The organism is Flintibacter porci, from assembly GCF_041925195.1.
Classification (GTDB): domain Bacteria; phylum Bacillota; class Clostridia; order Oscillospirales; family Oscillospiraceae; genus Lawsonibacter; species Lawsonibacter porci.
Genome location: NZ_JBHEVB010000001.1, coordinates 223908 through 241977, shown reverse-complemented (window position 1 = coordinate 241977; position 18070 = coordinate 223908). Strand labels below are relative to the sequence as shown.

At 62.5% G+C, this 18070-nt stretch carries 13 protein-coding genes; 8 read left to right on the top strand and 5 right to left on the bottom strand.

What is annotated here, in order from left to right:
• Positions 1–139 precede the first annotated feature (139 nt).
• Positions 140–2482 carry a SpoIIE family protein phosphatase gene (locus ACEVJL_RS01100; RefSeq protein WP_374736618.1) on the bottom strand — a complete coding sequence of 781 codons (2343 nt, stop codon included), beginning with the start codon at positions 2480–2482 and terminating at the stop codon, positions 140–142.
• A gap of 210 nt (positions 2483–2692) precedes the next feature.
• On the opposite strand from ACEVJL_RS01100, the gene ACEVJL_RS01095 reads away from it, so the two are divergent.
• The 4 genes from ACEVJL_RS01095 (at position 2693) to ACEVJL_RS01080 (ending at position 7796) form a co-directional block, all read left to right on the top strand.
• A complete protein-coding gene (locus ACEVJL_RS01095) occupies positions 2693–3040 on the top strand; it encodes an Asp23/Gls24 family envelope stress response protein (RefSeq protein ID WP_008981184.1) in 348 nt (115 codons plus the stop codon).
• Between the two features lie 29 nt (positions 3041–3069).
• A complete protein-coding gene (locus ACEVJL_RS01090) occupies positions 3070–4764 on the top strand; it encodes a DAK2 domain-containing protein (RefSeq protein ID WP_302668432.1) in 1695 nt (564 codons plus the stop codon).
• Positions 4765–4847: 83 nt separating this feature from the next.
• Positions 4848–6041: a D-alanyl-D-alanine carboxypeptidase family protein gene (locus ACEVJL_RS01085; RefSeq protein ID WP_374736617.1), complete on the top strand. Its 1194-nt coding sequence runs from the start codon at positions 4848–4850 to the stop codon at positions 6039–6041.
• 168 nt (positions 6042–6209) lie between these two features.
• Positions 6210–7796 (top strand): MerR family transcriptional regulator, encoded by a 1587-nt coding sequence (locus ACEVJL_RS01080; RefSeq protein ID WP_374736616.1) that lies wholly within the window; start codon positions 6210–6212, stop codon positions 7794–7796.
• 52 nt (positions 7797–7848) lie between these two features.
• Here the strand turns inward: ACEVJL_RS01080 and ACEVJL_RS01075 are convergent, their stop codons facing one another.
• The 4 genes from ACEVJL_RS01075 to mnmG form a co-directional block, all read right to left on the bottom strand.
• The gene (locus ACEVJL_RS01075) at positions 7849–9213 is read right to left on the bottom strand and encodes an MATE family efflux transporter (RefSeq protein ID WP_374736615.1); all 1365 of its coding nucleotides are present in this window, start codon (positions 9211–9213) and stop codon (positions 7849–7851) included.
• Positions 9206–9637, bottom strand: coding sequence for a MarR family winged helix-turn-helix transcriptional regulator (locus ACEVJL_RS01070; RefSeq protein WP_374736614.1), 432 nt, complete (start codon positions 9635–9637; stop codon positions 9206–9208). Before ACEVJL_RS01070 ends, ACEVJL_RS01075 begins: the two co-directional genes overlap by 8 nt.
• A gap of 151 nt (positions 9638–9788) precedes the next feature.
• Positions 9789–10679: an MBL fold metallo-hydrolase gene (locus ACEVJL_RS01065; RefSeq protein WP_235397760.1), complete on the bottom strand. Its 891-nt coding sequence runs from the start codon at positions 10677–10679 to the stop codon at positions 9789–9791.
• A gap of 21 nt (positions 10680–10700) precedes the next feature.
• Complete coding sequence (gene mnmG / locus ACEVJL_RS01060; RefSeq protein WP_374736613.1) at positions 10701–12584, bottom strand: tRNA uridine-5-carboxymethylaminomethyl(34) synthesis enzyme MnmG; 1884 nt, start codon at positions 12582–12584, stop codon at positions 10701–10703.
• 414 nt (positions 12585–12998) lie between these two features.
• Between mnmG and recJ the strand changes: the two genes are divergently transcribed.
• Genes recJ through dtd form a run of 4 tightly spaced genes read left to right on the top strand, consistent with a single transcriptional unit; the run spans position 12999 to position 18063 of the window.
• Positions 12999–15062 (top strand): single-stranded-DNA-specific exonuclease RecJ, encoded by a 2064-nt coding sequence (gene recJ, locus ACEVJL_RS01055; RefSeq protein ID WP_302668425.1) that lies wholly within the window; start codon positions 12999–13001, stop codon positions 15060–15062.
• 44 nt (positions 15063–15106) lie between these two features.
• Positions 15107–17344, top strand: coding sequence for a RelA/SpoT family protein (locus ACEVJL_RS01050; RefSeq protein ID WP_374736612.1), 2238 nt, complete (start codon positions 15107–15109; stop codon positions 17342–17344).
• 17 nt (positions 17345–17361) lie between these two features.
• Entirely contained in the window at positions 17362–17577 is a 216-nt protein-coding gene (locus tag ACEVJL_RS01045) for a hypothetical protein (RefSeq protein ID WP_008981195.1), read from the top strand.
• Between the two features lie 42 nt (positions 17578–17619).
• Positions 17620–18063 (top strand): D-aminoacyl-tRNA deacylase, encoded by a 444-nt coding sequence (gene dtd / locus ACEVJL_RS01040; protein ID WP_008981196.1) that lies wholly within the window; start codon positions 17620–17622, stop codon positions 18061–18063.
• The last annotated feature ends 7 nt before the right edge of the window (positions 18064–18070 follow it).

The window sequence follows — 18070 nt, the reverse complement described above, 5'->3', positions numbered from 1 at the left end:
TACGGAACTGTTTCTTATGGGGGCAGAGGCGAAACGAAGTTTCGCATAAAGTTTATTGCCCAGCTTTCTTTCAAGAAAGCGGAGCTTCGCAGAAAGCTTTTTTGCCTACTTTTTTCTCGAAAAAAGTAGGAGATTTCTTTCAAGAAAGCTGACGAGAAGAAATGCGGACCACCATGGCGGTGCGGTCGTCGGTGGCCTGCTGAGGACTGTTGGCGATGAGATCCCGGGCCAGCTCCTTGGGACTATCGCCTTTGAATTGCAGGAAGCGGTCCCGCAGCCACTGGTCGTCCTGAGGTCCTGCCACGCCGTCGCTGATCATCAGCACGCAGTCCCCTGGGGAGAGGTGGATGGGGGTGCGGTCGGGCACGGCGGCGCTCCCTTGCTCCAGCCCTGCCGGGAGGGAAGCGGCGGTGATGCGGCGGACCGTCTCACCCTTCTTCACGTAGGTGGGCGCGGCTCCCAGCTTGAAGATGACTCCGTCGCCGGTGAACAGGTCCAGCTGGAGCAGGTCCACCGTGGTAAATCCCCCCGTCTCCTCCCCCCGGAGGGCCAGAGCGGAATTCAGTGTCGTAAGCGCGTGCTCCGTGTCCACCCCCGCCTGCAAGAACTGTTCCAACAGCCGCAGCGCCAAACTGCTCTCCCGATTGGCAGCCAGACCGCTGCCCATTCCATCACACAGTAAAACATATAACGTTCCATCCTCCCGCTTGAAGTAGGTGCCGCCGTCGCCGCTGACCGTCTCTCCGTCCTTCTTCCGGGCCGCCACCCCGGCTACCGCCATGAGAGGCTCCTGCTGGATGAGAACCAGACGCTCTTCCTCCTGCTCCTCCACCCGGAGAGGCAGTCCCAGCAGCTGAATGAGAGAGCCCAAGTGCTGGGGCTGGGCCAGCTGGGCCGCGGCAGGACCTACCACTTCCAGGCGGAGAAGTCCCCGCCCATCCCGGAAGGCGCTGCCCTGGCTCTGGTCGTCCAGCAGAGCCAGTCGGCCCTGGAGCTTGCGCTGGGTCACCGGATCGGGAATCAATTCCTCTCCCAACTGGGCGGCGGCCTGCTCCAGCACGCTGGAGAGCTGGGCATACTGGCGGCACACCGCCCAGCGGCTCTCCTGGATGCGGCTGTTGTACTGGCGGCGGTAAAGAAGAGCGGTGAGCTCCCGGTTGACCGCCGCCAAAAACTCGGGAAAGTGGATGCACCGGCTGGAAAAGTGGGCAGGGAAGTCCCCAGGCTCCCCCTGGCCCCGCTCCACCATGGCCTGGGTGGCATCGTTGAGGGCGTTGAAGGTAGTCACATAGCCCCGCTCCCAGCACTGGCTGCGCAGGGAGCAGGTGCGGCACACCTGACAGGCCGCCCGGTCAAAGACGGTGGCCACATCGTTGTCATTCCGGGGCGGCCGAAAGGAGGAGCGCATGGTTTCGTAGAGGGTGCGGAAGGCGTGGGCGGTGTCCTCCAGGCGGCGGCGGGTGCGCTGCTGGGCGGCCTGGTCCGGATCGGCGGGCACGGCAGGGGTGAGCCACCGGCCCAGCTTTTTCAGGGGCACCTGCGGCAGCAGGAGAAAGATCACCGAGCCTAAAAACGCCTCATATAAAATGGAAATGGGCAGCCCCTTGTCCCAAGTCCACAGGACCGAGGCTCCATTGACCAGGACATAGGCCAGGGCGGAGCGGAGCTTCCGCCCGCCGGAAAAGGCCCCCGCCGCCAGTCCCGCCAGCCCCAGGGCCATGGCATACATAGGCACCCCGTTGGCGGCCAGATCCAGGGCCAATCCCGCCGAGATGCCCAGCACTGTCCCGGCGGCGCAGCCTCCCTGCCAGGCCACTGCCAAGACCGCGGTCACCGCCAGACACCGGCCCAGGGAGATATCCCGGTAGAGGCAGACCGGAGCCAGGGCCAGCAGCACCGAGCAGAACAGAAACAGCAGGCTGGCGGTGCGGGCGGGGGTGGAGAGGGTGTCGGTGCGTCCGGCACGCATGGGTGCCAGGAGCTGCCGGTAACACCAGCCCGCCGCGGCGCACAGGATGAGCTCGGTGGCAAAGTAGATGACGTCCACCGTGCGCCAGCCCTCCTGGGAGAGGTAGACAAACCCGGTGCAGCCGTTGAGCAGGGCGGTCAGCAGGGGCATGGCCCAGGGGCGGCGGAGAGCCTGTACATCATAAAACGCAAAGCTCACCGCAAAGGTGAGGATGGCCGCGGCGGCATAGCGAAGGCCGTCAGCAAAGCCAAGCTGAATGAGATACCCACCAAAGGCTCCCAGCAGGGCGGCCGCCCCGCAGGTGCCGGAACCCGCCGCCCCCACCAGGGCCACCCCGAAGGGGGCGTATTCTTCAAATACCGCCGCTCCCGTCAGTACCGAGGCGAGCAAAAAGTGGATGCCCGCCTCGCTCCAGCGCAGCAGCGCCGAGGCGTTTACCGGCACCGGCTCCCCCTGTTTTGAGTGCCAGCGCAGTCTGTTGAGTTTGGTTTTCACCGATTCCCTGGCCGCCATAGCCTTTCCTCCTTTGTAAAAGACCCGGTCGCCGGGCCGTGTGTGGAAGCCATTATATTCCATATACTGGAAAAATCGCGTCGGAACAGGGAGAGGCGCACCGGCGGGGCAAGCCAGCAAATTCTACTTGTAATTCCAAGGAAAATAGACTACAATATAGACTATATCAGTGTGAAATCCTATCCTCAGCGAAAGGAAGGTATCCAACCTATGAAACTGCAAAACGATCTGGGCGAGATCCGCATCAGCAGCGAGGTGTTCACCGCTGTCACCGGCAGCGCCGCTACCAACTGCTATGGCGTTAAGGGCATGGCGGTGCGCTCCAAGACCGACGGCCTGGTCCACCTGCTCAAGCGGGAGTCCATGGCTAAGGGCGTAAAGGTATATTATAATGAGGACGGTACCGTCTCCATCGAACTGCACATCATCGTGGAAAACGGAGTGAATCTGATGGCGGTCTGCCGCTCCATTATGAGCGAAGTGCGCTATGTGGTCAGCAAGACCACCGGCGTGGAAGTAAAGTCTGTGGATGTCTGTGTGGACTCCATGCGCTTTTAAGGACATTTGTAGAAAGGAATTTTGCCGATATGACACAAACCATTGACGCGGCGGCCTTTCAGCAGATGGTCATCCACGCAGCCGCCTCTATCAACGCTGAAAAGCAGCAGATCAACGACCTGAACGTGTTCCCCGTGCCCGACGGCGATACCGGCACCAATATGAGCCTGACCATCGGCGCCGCGGCCACCGAGCTGAAAAAGAACCAGTATGCCACCGTGGGACTGGCCGCCAAGGCGGCCGCTTCCGCGCTGCTGCGGGGCGCCCGCGGCAACTCGGGCGTCATCCTGTCCCTGCTGTTCCGCGGCTTTGCCAAGGGCATCAAGGAGTGCGAGACCATCGACGGCCGGGATCTGGCCATTGCGCTGGACTTCGGCGTGGCCGCCGCCTACAAGGCCGTTATGAAGCCCGCCGAGGGCACCATCCTCACCGTGTCCCGCATGGCGGCCGCCCGTGCCGCCGGTGCTGCCCGGGAGGATAACTGCCTGGAGAGCGTGCTCCAGGCCGCCATTGAAGAGGGCCAGATCGCCCTGGACAACACCATCAACCAGAACCCCGTGCTGAAAAAGGCGGGCGTGGTGGATGCCGGCGGCAAGGGATTCCTGGTGATCCTCCAGGGTATGCTGGACGAGATCCGGGGCGTGCCCATGCCCCAGAGTGAGCAGGAGGAGGAGAGCGCCCCCGCAGACAAGGCCGACTTTGCGGCCATGGCTGCCGAGGACATCACCTTTGCCTTTGATACCGTGTTCATCGTGCGCAAGCACACCGAAAATGTGGACCTGGACCCCTTCCGCAAGTACCTCAACAGCATCGGCGACAGCCTGGTCATCGGCGAGGATGACGAGGCCTTCAAGGTCCATGTCCATACCAATATCCCCGGTGAGGCTCTCACCGAGGCCCAGAAGTACGGTACCCTGGAGCTGGCCAAGATCGAGAACATGCGCACCCAGGCCGACGATCTGGCCGCGGGCAAGCATGTCCAGAGCACCGACGACCTGGAGGCCATCGAGGCCGAGCTGGAGGCGGGCTGTGCCCAGAGCGAGCCGGTGAAGGCCGCGCCCGAGAAGAAGTACGGCTATGTGGCGGTGTGCGCCGGCGCGGGCCTGGAGTCCGTGTTCAAGGACCTGGGCGTGGACGGCGTCATCTCCGGCGGCCAGACCATGAACCCCTCCACCGAGGATATTCTTCGGGAGATCGACAAGACTCCCGCGGAGATCGTCTTCGTGCTGCCCAACAACAAGAACATTATCATGGCCGCCCAGCAGTGTCAGCGGCTGTGTGAGGACAAGAAGGTAGTGGTCCTGCCCACCAAGACTGTGCCCCAGGGCATCGCGGCCATGCTGGCGGTGGACCCGGACATGGACGAGGACGCCATGACCGAGGCCATGACCGAGGCCTTCGGCCGGGTGCGTACCGCCGAGATCACCTACGCCGCCCGGAATTCCGACTTTGGCGGCTTTGCCATCCAGCAGGGAGACTACCTGGCTCTGCTGGAGCACCAGCTCTTCGGTACCGACCAGGATCTGGACGCGCTGCTCAGCAAGCTGGCTCAGTCGGAGGAGATGCAGGATGCGGAGTTTATCTCCGTGTTCTACGGCGAGGACGTGAACGAGGAGCAGGCCCAGAAGGCGGCCGACCTCATCACTGCCGCTTGCCCCAACGCCGAGGTCAGCCTGCTGCCCGGCGGACAGCCTGTGTACTACTATATGATCTCTGCCGAGTAAAACGGAAAACCAAATTCAGTGCCCCCGCCCGAACAGGGACGGGGGCGCTGTTCTATCCGCCAGAGGCGAGGGAGGGGAAGACGATGAGAAGATGGATGGCGGGCGTGCTGTCCGGCGTGATGCTGGCAGGCGCATTGACTCTGGAGGCCGGAGCAGCCCCGGTACCGGATACCCAAAATCCCGGCCAGAGCGGCCAGGAACAGGAGACGGTGGGACTATTTTTGGATGTGCCGGAGGACGCCTACTACGCCCCATGGGTCCGTTGGGCTGTAGAGCGGGGAATGGCCAGCGGCACCGGAGAGGGAATGTTCTCCCCGGATGCCCAGTGTACCACCGCCCAGGTGGTGACCATGCTGTGGCGAAGCGTGGGGTCGCCGGAGCCTGTGGGCCAAAATTCCTTCTCCGACGTGCCTGCCGGCTGCTACTATGAAAAGGCGGCGGTGTGGGCCGCAGAGGCGGGACTGGTGTCGGGCACAGAGTTTGGCGGCGATGGGCTGTGCAGCCGGGGAACCATCGTCACCATGCTATGGAAGCTGGCGGGAAAGCCGGCTGCCCAGCAGGAGAGCCAGAGCGGGACGGAGTGGAATCTGCTTCTGGTCAATCCCTGGAACCCTGTGCCCCAGGATTTTTCCATCACGCTCTCCCAGATCGAGGGGAGCGATTACTCGGTGGATGAGCGGTGTGTGGATGCCTTGAATCAAATGATGGCCCACTGCTGGTGGGCGGGAAATAGGCCGGTGGTCTGCTCGGCCTACCGCACCCCGGAGAAGCAGGAGCAGCTGTTTGCCAAGGCGGTGGCCAAGTGGATGGGGTTTGGGCTGTCCCGGGCGGACGCGGAGCGGGAGGCGGCACAGGAGACCGCCGTGCCCGGTACCAGCGAGCACCAGGCGGGCCTGGCGGTGGATATTATCGACGCCGGCTACCCCAAGCTCAACGAGAAGCAGGCCACCATGCCCACCCAGAAGTGGCTGATGGAGCACTGCTGGGAGTACGGATTTATCCTGCGTTACCCGGAGGATAAATCAGAGATTACAGGCATCATCTACGAGCCCTGGCACTACCGCTATGTGGGCGTGGAGACTGCCAAGGTGATCCATGAACAGGGGCTATGCCTGGAGGAGTATCTCCAGCAGCGGGCGGAGTACCAAAGCGCCGTGGCCTGGGCCTGGGAAAAGGGTGTCACCGCCAGTCAGAATGTGGACGACTTTGCGCCCTATAACACTTGCACCCGAGCCCAGCTGGTCACCTTTTTACATCAGGCTCTTGCCGAAAGCTAGAAATCCCAATCCTCCCCCACTGACCTGCGGCACAGTGGGGGAGTGGTTTTTACCGGAAGTTTTCCACCGTTAGCCCACAAAATGGGGAAAACTTTTTGAAATTTGGATTTTCCTCTTGACTGTATACCTGGTGGATAGCTTACGCTCCAGACAGAAGGAGGTGGCGGCATGACCATCAAGGAGCTGGAGAAGCGCAGCGGACTGCCTCGCACAGCCATCCGCTTTTATGAGCAGCAGGGGCTTATTACCCCGCAGCGCCGGGAGAACAACTACCGCGACTACTCGGAGGAGGACGCCCGGACCCTGGAGAAAGTGAAGCTGCTGCGGCAGCTGAGTTTGGACCTGGAGGCCATCCGGGCGCTGAAGGAGGGGAGCCTCTCTCTGGCCCAGGCCATGGAGTGCCAGGCGGAGGTGCTGGAGGGGGGGAGCCTCTCTCTGGCCCAGGCCATGGAGTGCCAGGCGGAGGTGCTGGAGGGGGACCGGGCGGACCTGGAGCGGTATGCCCGGGTGTGCCGGGAGCTGAGCCAGGCTCAAGCCGACTATGACTCTCTGGAGCCAGGCCCCTGGCTGGAGGAGCTGTCCCAGACCGAGCTGCCCCCCACGCGAAGGGTGGACCCAGCCCGGGAGGACGGCCTGCGGGGGCCTCACCCCTGGCGGCGGTTTTGGGCCCGGTATCTGGACCTGATGTTGATGACCCTGGTGTGGCAGGTCCTGCAATTTCAGGTGCTGCACTGGTATATGCCCACCCTTTGGTTTCGGGACCAGCTCCAAACAGCCGTCAGCGTGGGTCTGTCTTGGGTACTGTTGCTGTTGGTAGAACCAATCCTTCTATGTACCTGGGGATACACCCCGGGCAAGTGGCTGCTTGGCCTTCGGGTGCGGCGGTTGGACGGCCGGAAACTCGCTTGGGACCAGGCGGTGGAGCGGCTGTTTTTGGTGCTGTGGCGGGGACAGGGGCTGTGTATCCCTCTGTACCGGGAGTGGCGCAGTTGGATGTGCTTTGTGGACTGCACCGACGGGAAACCATTGCCCTGGGAGAAGGAGAACCGCTGCATGGCCCAGCCCATTCGCCGGGGCCGCTGGGTGGCCTGGGCGGTCTGCTGGGCTGCTATGACGGCCCTGTCCGGTGTGAGCCTGCTGTGGAGCCGGGTGCCGCCCTATCCAGACGCGCCGTTGACTCCTATCAAGGTAGTGGAGAACTACAATTTCTATGAACGCCAGCTCTCCGACTTTGACCAGCACGCCAGCGCTCTGACCCCCGACGGAAGCTGGGAGACCGTGCCGGCTGTCTACCAGAACCGGGAGTGGAGAGAACTGAGGGAGGAAGAATTTGGAGAGTGGTCTTCCGTCCGTTTTGAAACCAATGCAGATGGGACAGTGGCCGCCATGCAGCTGGATTTTTCCCCCAAGGGAGACCCCTATGATGAACTGGTTCATGTGGGGTGGGTGATGAATGAGGTGCTGGAGCCGCTGCTCCTGGCGGCGGACCCCAGCGGAGAGGCCCGCAACCCGCTCCAGGAGGGGGAGAGACAGCGCCAGGCCGGGGGTGCCTGTGATGCCCTGCTGAGCATCCCTTTCCAGGGGGCGGAGGTAGAAAACCGAGTTGAGGGTCCCGGCGGCATAACGGTGACCTTGGAGGTGACCCAGTGCCAGGGGTATTGGGCTTCACCCTATTTTGGGGATTACTCCATCCTGATTCAGGAAAGGCCTGGAGCGGGTACGCTCTCCTTCCATATTACCCTTGAAATGCCCTAAACGCGCAAAAAAGTCCGCCGTCCCACAGGGACGGCGGACTTTTTCAGGAAAATCAGCGGTCGGCCACCGCTTTGCGCATCCACTTGCCGCTCTTGACTCGCAGCAGGGAGACCGCAGCGCCGATGGCCCAGCCGGCGGGAATGGACCACCAGATGGAGTTGGCACCCAGAGGGGTGAGGTAGGCCAGACCGTAGGCGATGGCCACACGGGAGAACAGGTTGGCCATGGAGCTGAAGGTAAAGGCGCCCATGTCACCCGCGCCCCGGAGCATGCCGTTGGGCACGAAGAGCAGGCCCATGAGGATGTAAAACACCGACACGGTGTGCATATAAGCAAGGCCGTAGCCCAGTGCGCCGGAGGTATCTCCCGGGTCCAGGAACAGGGAGAGCAGCTGGCTGCCGAAGAGAAAGATGATGATGGTAATGGCCAGGGAGAAGACCACCACCATAAACAGGCAGGCCTTCAGACCCTCTTTCACCCGGTCGTACTTGCCCGCGCCGATGTTCTGGGCAGTATAGCTGGACATGGCGTTGGAGAAGTTCATGTTGGGCAGCATGGCCAGGGTGTCGATCTTGGTGGCGGCGGTATAGCCGGCCACCAGCACCTTGCCGTAGGAGTTGACCAATCCCTGCATCATCATCATAGACAGGGAGACCAGAGACTGCTGGAGCATGGAGGGCAGACCGATCTGGGCGATACGCCGCACGGCAGTCATGTGAAACAGGGGAACTTTCTCATTTTCCCGGCCCTCCTCGCAGGGCAGACGCTTCATCCGCCGGTACATAACGATGAGGGAGGCCACCGCGCATATGCCCTGGGCAATCAGAGTGGCCCAGGCCACGCCGGCCACCCGCATGTCAAACTGGATGACAAACAGCAGATCCAGCACGATGTTGGTCAGGCTGGAGATGATCAGGAAAATCAGCGGGGTTTTACTGTCACCCTGGGCATTGTAGATGCCGTTGAGGGTGTTGTAAAGGAAGAGGAATACCGCTCCGCCAAAGTAAATCTGCAAGTACAGCTCCGAGTCGGCCATAATGTCCGGGTCGGTGCCCAGCAGATGGAGCAGAGGACCGGCAAACACGGTGCCCAGCCCCATAATGATGAGACCCAGCACGCTCAGGGAGATGATAGCGGTGGAGATGGTGGATTTCATCTCATGGATACGCCCCGCGCCAAACAGCTGGGACACCACCACGTTGCAGCCCATGGACAGTCCCGAGGCCACGGCCACCGACAAAAACACGATGGGGAAGGAGGAGCCTACGGCCGCCACCGCGTCCTCGCCCACAAATTTTCCTACCACTGCCGTGTCCACCATGTTGTACAGCTGCTGAAACAGGTTGCCTGCCACCATGGGCAGGGCAAAAAAGAACAGTAGCGGCAGCGGCTTTCCTTCCGTCAGATTTTTAACCATGCTCCTTCTCTCCTTGCTTGTATTCCATAGCATTCTGGGTGATGCGGGTAAACAGATCGGTAAACAAAGCCCGCTCCTGGGGAGAAAATCCCTGGAAACAGACGGCGTCCCACTCGTCCACCGACTGCTGGATGGCGCCCGCCAGCACCAGTCCCTCCGGGGTGGGGGAGACCAGCTTCTCCCGGCGGCAGCGGTCGCTCACCGCCCGCTCCACCAGGCCCAGCTCCTCCAGCCGGGCCAAGGCGCGGGCCACCGCCCCCTTGTCCAGAACCAACTGCACTACCAGGTCTTCCTGGCGGGTCTGGCCCTGTTTGCCCAGCCAGCGCAGAAGCATTCCCTCCACGGTGGAAAGGCCCAGCGCCCCCATCCGGTCCCGGTAATATTGACGCTCAATCCGTCGAAAAACGTCCTTGTTGTCCTGCAACCTGAATTCCTCCTTTGTTGCTAGTATCAACAGTTGTATTTTACAACAGTATAAACCGGCTTGCCAATCCACAAAATATACAAAAAAGGAAGAAAAGGGGCGCACTTTTTAAAAAGTGCGCCCCTTTTCTTAAAAAATGGGAACATTTGGTTCAAGGCCGGCGGAAGATCACCGTGCCGTTTTGCGTCTCCATGACCAGGTCGCCCCGGTCCACCAGAAACTCCAGGAAGAAGCGGATGTTGCGCTCGAAGCGCAGGGCACGGCGGGGTTTTCCGGTGAGCAGCTTGTGGTACTGACACACCGCCTGACATACCTCGCTGGCCGTCATGGGCCGGGTGACCTGGTCATAGACCTCCCGGGAGCGAAGCTGGGCCAGCTCCTGGTTCTGGTCAATGAGTTTGTTCAGCTCTGTGCCGGGGCAGACTCCCCGATGGGCCATGATGAGGTAGTCCCAAGAAAAGCTCCGCAGCTTCTCCCGGCTCTCAATCCCCATCTGGTGGGACAGGCAGTAGGGCAGCTTAGAGGTAAGCATCTCCTGGGAAAGGAGGGCGTCGCCGGCATAGCACACGTTGTCGGGGGTGACGGTGCACACATGACCCACCGAGTGGCCGGGGGTGTGGAGAATGGTGAACTCCGCTCCGGCAAAGGAGAAGGGGCCGTCCTGGTCGGGGATGATCACGTCGGGGGTGTGGACCAGGTTGGAGGACTCCCGCTCCACCATGTCGGGGGGAAGGAGCAGAAAGTAGCACTTCAGAGACAAAACGCTGGCGCACATGCCCGCCTCCCGGGCGGTGAGGGCTACGGGGATATGGTACTTCTCCTGAAAATAGCGGTTATTTCCCGCGTGGTCGATGTGGGCGTGGGAGCAGAGGATGCCCGCAGGAATGAGCCCCGCTTCCAGCAGGGTGTTCTCGATGTCCTCCCGCTCCTGCTCCAATCCGGTGTCCAGCAGGATGCACTTGTTGTTGTCCAGGCGGTAGAGGGGGATGAGCTCAAACCCCTCCAGCACCCAGGTGTTGCCTTTGACTTGGGTCAGTTTCATATCGGTCTCCTCCTGAGACGGTCACGCGCGTCCATCGATGCGCTGCTTCAAATAGACCATCAGCACCGCCACGTCCGCCGGGGACACGCCGGACACCCGGCTGGCCTGGCCCAGGTTCCGGGGGCGGATCTGCTGCAATTTCTGCCGGGCCTCCAGACGCAGACCCTGGATGGCCTCATAGTCCGTGTCGGCGGGCATGGGCCAGCTCTCCAGCTTTTTCATTTCCTCTACTTGGCGCAGCTGGCGCTGGATGTAGCCCTGATACTTGACGGCGATCTCCACCGCCTGGGTGATCTCCAGGGAGAGGTCCGGGCGGTCGGGATCAAAGGGAGCCAGGGACTCATAGCTCACCGGGGGACGGCGGAGCAGGTCGGCCAGCCGCGCTCCGTTCTGCACGGGGGCTTGGTTCCGGTCCGCCAAAAAGGCATCCAGAGCGGGGGAGGGGGCCACGCCGGTGTGCTCCAGGCGCTTGCACTCCCGGTCCACGGCGGCGTATTTGGCCTGCACAGCCTCCAGCTGCTCCTTGGGGACCAGGCCCAGCTCATAGCCCAGGGGGGTGAGCCGCTGGTCGGCGTTGTCCTGGCGGTGAAGCAGGCGGTACTCGGTGCGGGAGGTCATCATGCGGTAGGGTTCGTTGGTGCCCTTGGTGACCAGGTCGTCAATGAGCACCCCGATGTAACCCTGATCCCGGCCCAGGATAAAGGGCTCCTTGCCCTGAATTTTCAAAGCGGCGTTCACGCCCGCAACAAAACCCTGGACGGCGGCCTCCTCATAGCCGGAGGAGCCGTTGAACTGTCCCGCGCCGTACAGGCCGGGGACGGTCTTGACCTCCAGAGTGGCCAGCAGCTGGGTGGGGTCAATGCAGTCGTACTCGATGGCGTAGGCGGGACGGGTCATCTCGGCCTGCTCCAAGCCGGGGATGGTGTGGAGCATCTCGATCTGCACCTGTTCGGGCAGGGAGGAGGAGAAGCCCTGGATGTACAGCTCCTCGGTGTCCAGGCCCATGGGCTCCACAAAGAGCTGGTGGCGCTCCTTGTCGGGGAAGCGGACGATTTTCGTCTCAATGGAGGGGCAGTACCGGGGGCCTACCCCTTCGATGGTGCCGTCGTAGAGGGGGGAGCGGTCCAGATTGGCCCGGATGATGTCGTGGGTCTTCTCATTGGTGTAGGTGAGGTAGCACACCGCCCGGTTCTGGGGGTGCTCCCGGGTGGTGAAGGAGAAGGGCTGGGCGTCCGGGTCCCCCTCCTGAAGCTCCATCTGGGAGAAGTCCACGCTGCGGGCGTTCACCCGGGGGGGCGTGCCCGTCTTGAAGCGGCGGATGGACACCCCCAACTCCAGCAGAGACTGGGTGAGGGGCAGGGCGGCGGCCAGCCCGTCGGGACCGGAGTCCCGCACGACCTCGCCCACAATGGTGCGGCCGCCCAGGTAGGTGCCGGTGGCAATAATGGCCGCCTTCACGGCGAACACTGCCCCGGTGTGGGTGACTACGGCGGAGACGGCCCCGTTTTCGGTACGGATGGCAACCACCTCGGCCTGCTTCACCCACAGGTTCTCCTGGCGCTCCAGGGTGTGCTTCATGATCTTCTGGTACTCCCGCCGGTCGGCCTGAGCCCGCAGCGACCACACCGCCGGGCCTTTGCCCCGGTTGAGGATGCGGTACTGGATGCAGGCCTTGTCGGCGGCCCGGCCCATCTCGCCGCCCAGGGCGTCCAGCTCCCGCACCAGGTGGCCCTTGCCCGTGCCGCCGATGGCGGGGTTGCAGGGCATGTTGCCCACCGCGTCCAGGTTGATGGTAAAACATACCGTGCGCAGGCCCATGCGGGCGGCGGCCAAAGCCGCTTCAATGCCCGCGTGGCCCGCCCCGATCACGGCGATATCATATTGTCCAGCGTTATAGTAGGTCATAAGCATGACTTCCTTTTTCGGATTGCGGGCCCCGCGGGAACCCGAGAGAAATTAAAATGCTCGGGCGAAATGAATTCGCCCTGCGCCAAGGTTTTGGCCTGGAGGCCAAAACGCTTGTACGCGCAAAGCGCGCCCCATCTGCGATGGGGCCCCATATGCCCCGCGCCAATCACGGCGATATCATATTGTCCAGCGTCGTAATAGGTCATAAGTTCGTCTCTTTTCTCTCCGCAGAGCGGGGGAAACCCCAAAATAACTCCCGTATTTTATCACGTTTTTTTTCGTCGGACAAGAGCCAGGGCGCCCATGGGCGGGGTGTGCTTTTCCACTTGTTTCTTTGCACAAAAATATGGTATAATAAGTAGTGATACTGCCGCAGTATGCTTGCGGCAAGCTGGGAGGAGGTGACCGCCGGTGAAGTACAAAGAGTGGAGTATGCCCTCGGGCAGCCCCAGGGTGCGCCAAAATCTGGAGGCGGCGGGCATCCCTGCCCTGCTGGCGGCCATCCTGGCCGCCCGGGGCATCACCCAGCCCGACCAGGCCCGGCGGCTGCTCACCCCTGGAGCGGAACCGGTGCTGGACCCCATGCTGCTGCGGGACATGGACCGGGCGGCGGCGCGGGTGCGCCGGGCCCTGGAGACAGGGGAGCACCTGGCGGTCTACGGAGACTACGATGTGGATGGCATCACCTCCACCTGCCTGCTTACCGACTGCCTGCGGCGCATGGGGGGACAGGTGACCCCCTACATCCCCGACCGTTTGGAGGAGGGGTACGGCCTCAACCTGGAGGCCATCCACACCCTGGCCGACCAGGGGGTGACCCTCATCGTCACGGTGGACTGCGGCATCACTGCCGTGGAGGAGGTGGCCTTTGCCGCCGGACTTGGCGTGGACGTGGTGGTCACCGACCACCACGAGTGTAAAGACCCGCTGCCCGCCGCCGTAGCGGTGGTGGACCCCCACCGTTCCGACTGTCCCTACCCCTTCAAGGGGCTGGCCGGTGTGGGCGTGGCATTGAAGCTGGCCATGGCGGTAGCCGGGCCGGAGCGGGCGCGGCAGGTGTTTGAAGACTACGCCGATCTGGCCGCCGTAGGTACGGTGGCCGACGTGATGCCCATGACGGGGGAGAACCGTACCATTGTTCAGACCGGACTGGCCGCTCTGGCCCACCCCAAGCGGCTGGGCCTGGCCCAGCTCATCCAGGAGGCGGGACTGGGGGATCGGCCCCTCACCTCGGTGTCCATCGGCTATACCCTGGCCCCCCGCATCAACGCCGCCGGACGCATGGGCAAGGCGGCTCTGGCCGGGGAACTGCTGCTGACCCACTCCCCCCAGCGGGCTCAGGAGCTGGCCCAGGAGCTGTGCCAGCTCAACCGGGAGCGGCAGAATATTGAGGGAGAGATTTTTCAGGAGTGCATCCAGCGCCTGGACCACCAGCCTCAGCAGGGGGCCATTGTCCTGGCTGACCCGGAGTGGCATCAGGGGGTGGTGGGCATTGTGGCCTCCCGCTTGAGCGAGAAGTATACCTGCCCAACCTTCATGATCTGTCTGGACCAGGGGATGGGCAAGGGCTCCTGCCGCTCCTGGGGCGGGATCAACCTATTTGAGCTGCTCATGACCTGCGGCGACCTGCTGGAGAGCTTCGGCGGCCACGCTTTGGCGGCGGGCTTTATGGTGCGGGAGGAGAATATCCCCGCCCTGGCCCAGCGGCTCCGGCAGGGAGTGCTGGAGCAGCAGGCGGGGCAGGAGCCCCCTTCCGTGCTGGAGACCGACGGCATCGTCCAGCCTCAGCAGCTGGATGTGGCCTCGGTGGAGGCGCTGGACGCCCTGGAGCCCTGCGGGACCGGAAATCCCCGCCCGGTGCTGGTCATTACCGGCGCCCATGTCCAGTCCGCCGTCCAGGTGGGCCGCGGCCGGCACTTGAAGCTGCGGCTGGAGGCCCGGGGGAGCGTGCTGGACGCCATCTTCTTCTCCGCCGACGCCGCCCAGCTGGGCGTGACTCCCGGTTGCCGGGTGGACGTGGCATTTTATCCCCAGATCAATGAATTTCGCGGCGTGCGCTCGGTGCAGCTGCAGGTGGTGGATCTCCACCCTGCCCTCACCCGGGCGCAGATGGAGCGCTGCATTTACGATAAATACCGCCGGGGCGAGCTGCTTTCCCCCGACGAGGCCCAGTCCCTGCTGCCCGACCGGGCGGAGTTTGTCTGTCTGTGGCGCTATCTGGAGCACCAGAGCGGCCCGGGCGACTGCCTGGAGGACACCCTGGCCCGCATGACCCGCAGCGTGGCCCACTCCAGCGGCCGGCGGGAGCGGCCCAACCACACCCGCATCTGCCTGGAGGTGATGCAGGAGCGGGGACTGATCTCGCTGAAGGTCCAGTCGGGCCGAGTGCACATCACCCTGCACCGGCTGGAGCATAAAGTGGACCTGGAGGCTTCGGAGATCCTGCGGCGGCTGCGTGCCGCTTTGCAGGAGTAAAACCGCGGCCTGCCCCTGTTACTTTCGATTGTCGAGGTGATTCGATGGACCCCATTTTGGAACGCTATCAGGCGCTGGAAGATAAAGTCAGCGCATATACTCCGAATCTGGATACTCAGCGGCTGTTTGCCGCCTTTACCTATGCCGACGCCGAGCACCACGGCCAGCTACGCAAGAGCGGCGAGCCCTATATCATCCACCCCCTGGCCGTGGCCGATATTGTGGCCGACCTGGGGCTGGATGTGGACAGCGTCATCGCGGCCCTGCTCCACGACTGCATCGAGGATACCAACGCTACCCACGACGAGATCGCCAAAAAGTTCGGCGCGCCGGTGGCCGCGCTGGTGGAGGGCGTCACCAAGCTGACCCGGGTGCAGTATGTCTCCAAGGAAGAGGAGCAGATGGAGAACCTGCGCAAGATGCTCATGGCCATGGCCCAGGACATCCGGGTGATCCTCATCAAGATCTGCGACCGCCTTCACAACATGCGCACCATGGAGTACCAGTCTCCCAAGAAGCAGCGGGAGAAGAGCCTGGAGACCATGGAGATTTACGCCCCCCTGGCCCACCGCTTAGGTATGCAGAAGCTCAAATGGGAGCTGGAGGACCTGTCCCTTCGTTACCTGGACCCGGTGGGGTACAAGGAGATCGAGGAGGAGATGGCCAAGCGCTCGGCTGCCCACGAGGAGTTTCTGGCCTCCATCCAGCTGCGCATCCAGCAGCGGCTGGAGCAGGAGGGCATCCGCTGCAAGGTGTACGGCCGGGTGAAACACACCTACTCCATCTACCGCAAGATGTTTGCCCAGAACAAGACCCTGGACGAGATCTTCGATCTGTACGCTTTCCGGGTCATCGTGGACGACATCCCCGAGTGTTATAACGTGCTGGGCTGTATCCACGACATGTTCAAGCCGGTGCTGGGCCGCTTTAAGGACTACATCGGCACCCCCAAGCCCAACATGTACCAGTCCCTGCACACCACCGTCATCGGCCGGGGGGGCATCCCCTTTGAGGTGCAGATCCGCACCTGGCAGATGCACCAGACCGCTGAATACGGTATCGCCGCCCACTGGAAGTATAAGCAGGGCATGGCCAACAAGAAGCTGGGCTCTGAGCAGGACTTTGAGTGGGTGCGCAAGCTGCTGGAGAGCCAGCAGGACACCGACGCGGAGGAGTTTGTCCGCACCCTGAAGGTGGATATGTTCGCCGACGAGGTGTTCGTCTTCACCCCCAACGGCGACGTGAAGAGCCTGCCCGCCGGAGCCACCCCCATCGACTTTGCCTACAACATTCACTCCGCCGTGGGCAACGGCATGGTGGGCGCCAAGGTCAACGGCCGTATGGTGCCCTACGACACCCCACTGAAAAACGGCGACATCGTGGAGGTCATCACCTCCAAGAACGCCAAGGGTCCCAGCCGGGACTGGCTGAAGATCGCCAAGAGCAACGAGGCCCGCAACAAGATCCGCCAGTGGTTCAAGCGGGAGCGCCGGGAGGAGAACATCGCCACCGGCCGCGCCCTCTTTGAGGCGGAGCTCAAGCATATGAAGATCCCCATGACGGCCATCACCGCCGAGGACGTGCTGCCCCACATCCTGCACAAGGTGCGCTTCGGCACGCTGGATGAGCTGTATGCCTCCATTGGCTACGGCGGCACCACAGCGGTGAAGAGCGTGGCCCGCATCAAGGACGAGCTAGCCCGCCTGGGCCGTCTCCAGGCGGAAAAGGCGGCGGCTGCCGCCAAGACCACCGCTGAGAGCGTCATCGTCCCCGGTTCCACCGCCCAGACGCCCACTTCCGGCCAGGTCAAGCCCAAGCACTCCGACTCGGGCATCATCGTGGAGGGACTGGGTAACTGCCTGGTGAAGTTTGCCAAGTGCTGTACCCCCGTCCCCGGCGACCCGGTCATCGGCTTTATCACCCGGGGTTACGGTGTTTCTGTTCACCGCTCCGACTGCCCCAACGCCGCCCCGGAAAAGCGCAAGCCCGAGGAGGCCGACCGCTGGGTGAAGGTGTCCTGGGTGGAGAGCAGCCTGCCCAACTACAAGACCGCCCTGGAGCTGTCCTCCAAGGACCGGGACGGCCTGACCCTGGATGTGGCCATGGCCCTGTCGGCGGCCAAGGTGAAGGTAAACGCCCTCACCGCCCGGTCTCTGCCTGACGGCCACGCCAGCATCAATATCGTGGTGGAGGTCAAGGACAAAGAGGAATTGGCCACCGTCATCAACAAACTCAACAACATCCAGGGCGTGTATCATGTGGCCAGAGCGTCTGGCAAATGATGAGTTAGGAGGGTGTCATGGTGCTTGAGATTTTAGGCGTTTTGTTTGTCTGGAGCTGGCCTATTTGGTCGTTTGTATTTGTTTTCAGCCTGATTTCGGCCATCAAAAAGGCAGTCCAAGCGCCGGACGACATAGAGAAAAACCCCGCCCTGTGGCCCGGTGTGTGGGCTTCGGTATCTCTGAGTGTGATTTTGGGCGGAATGGTTTCTCTGATCATCCTGGCAACCAGATAAAATAGATAGAATATAGAATTCAGTTAAACGGAGTCGAATGTTATGCGAGCTGTTGTTACCCGGGTGTCCTCCGCCTCCGTCACCATTGACGGAACCGTGCGGGGCGCCATTGATCAGGGCTATCTGGTCCTGCTGGGGGTCGGTCCCCAGGATAATGAGGCCGTTTGCGATAAGCTGGCCGAGAAGATCTGCAATCTGCGGGTCTTTGAGGACGAAAACGGCAAAATGAACTTGAATCTGGAACAGGTGGGCGGGTCCTTGCTGGTCATCAGCCAGTTTACCCTCTACGCCGACACCAAGAGCCGCCGCCCCGGCTTTACCGGGGCCGCCAAGCCCGACGTGGCCATCCCCCTCTATGAGCGTTTTCTGGACCAGTGCCGCCAGAAGGGCTTCCGGGTGGAGCACGGGGAGTTTGGTGCGGATATGAAGGTGGCTTCGGTGAACGACGGCCCCGTCACCATTCTCTTCGATACGGAACAGGGATAAGGAGGAA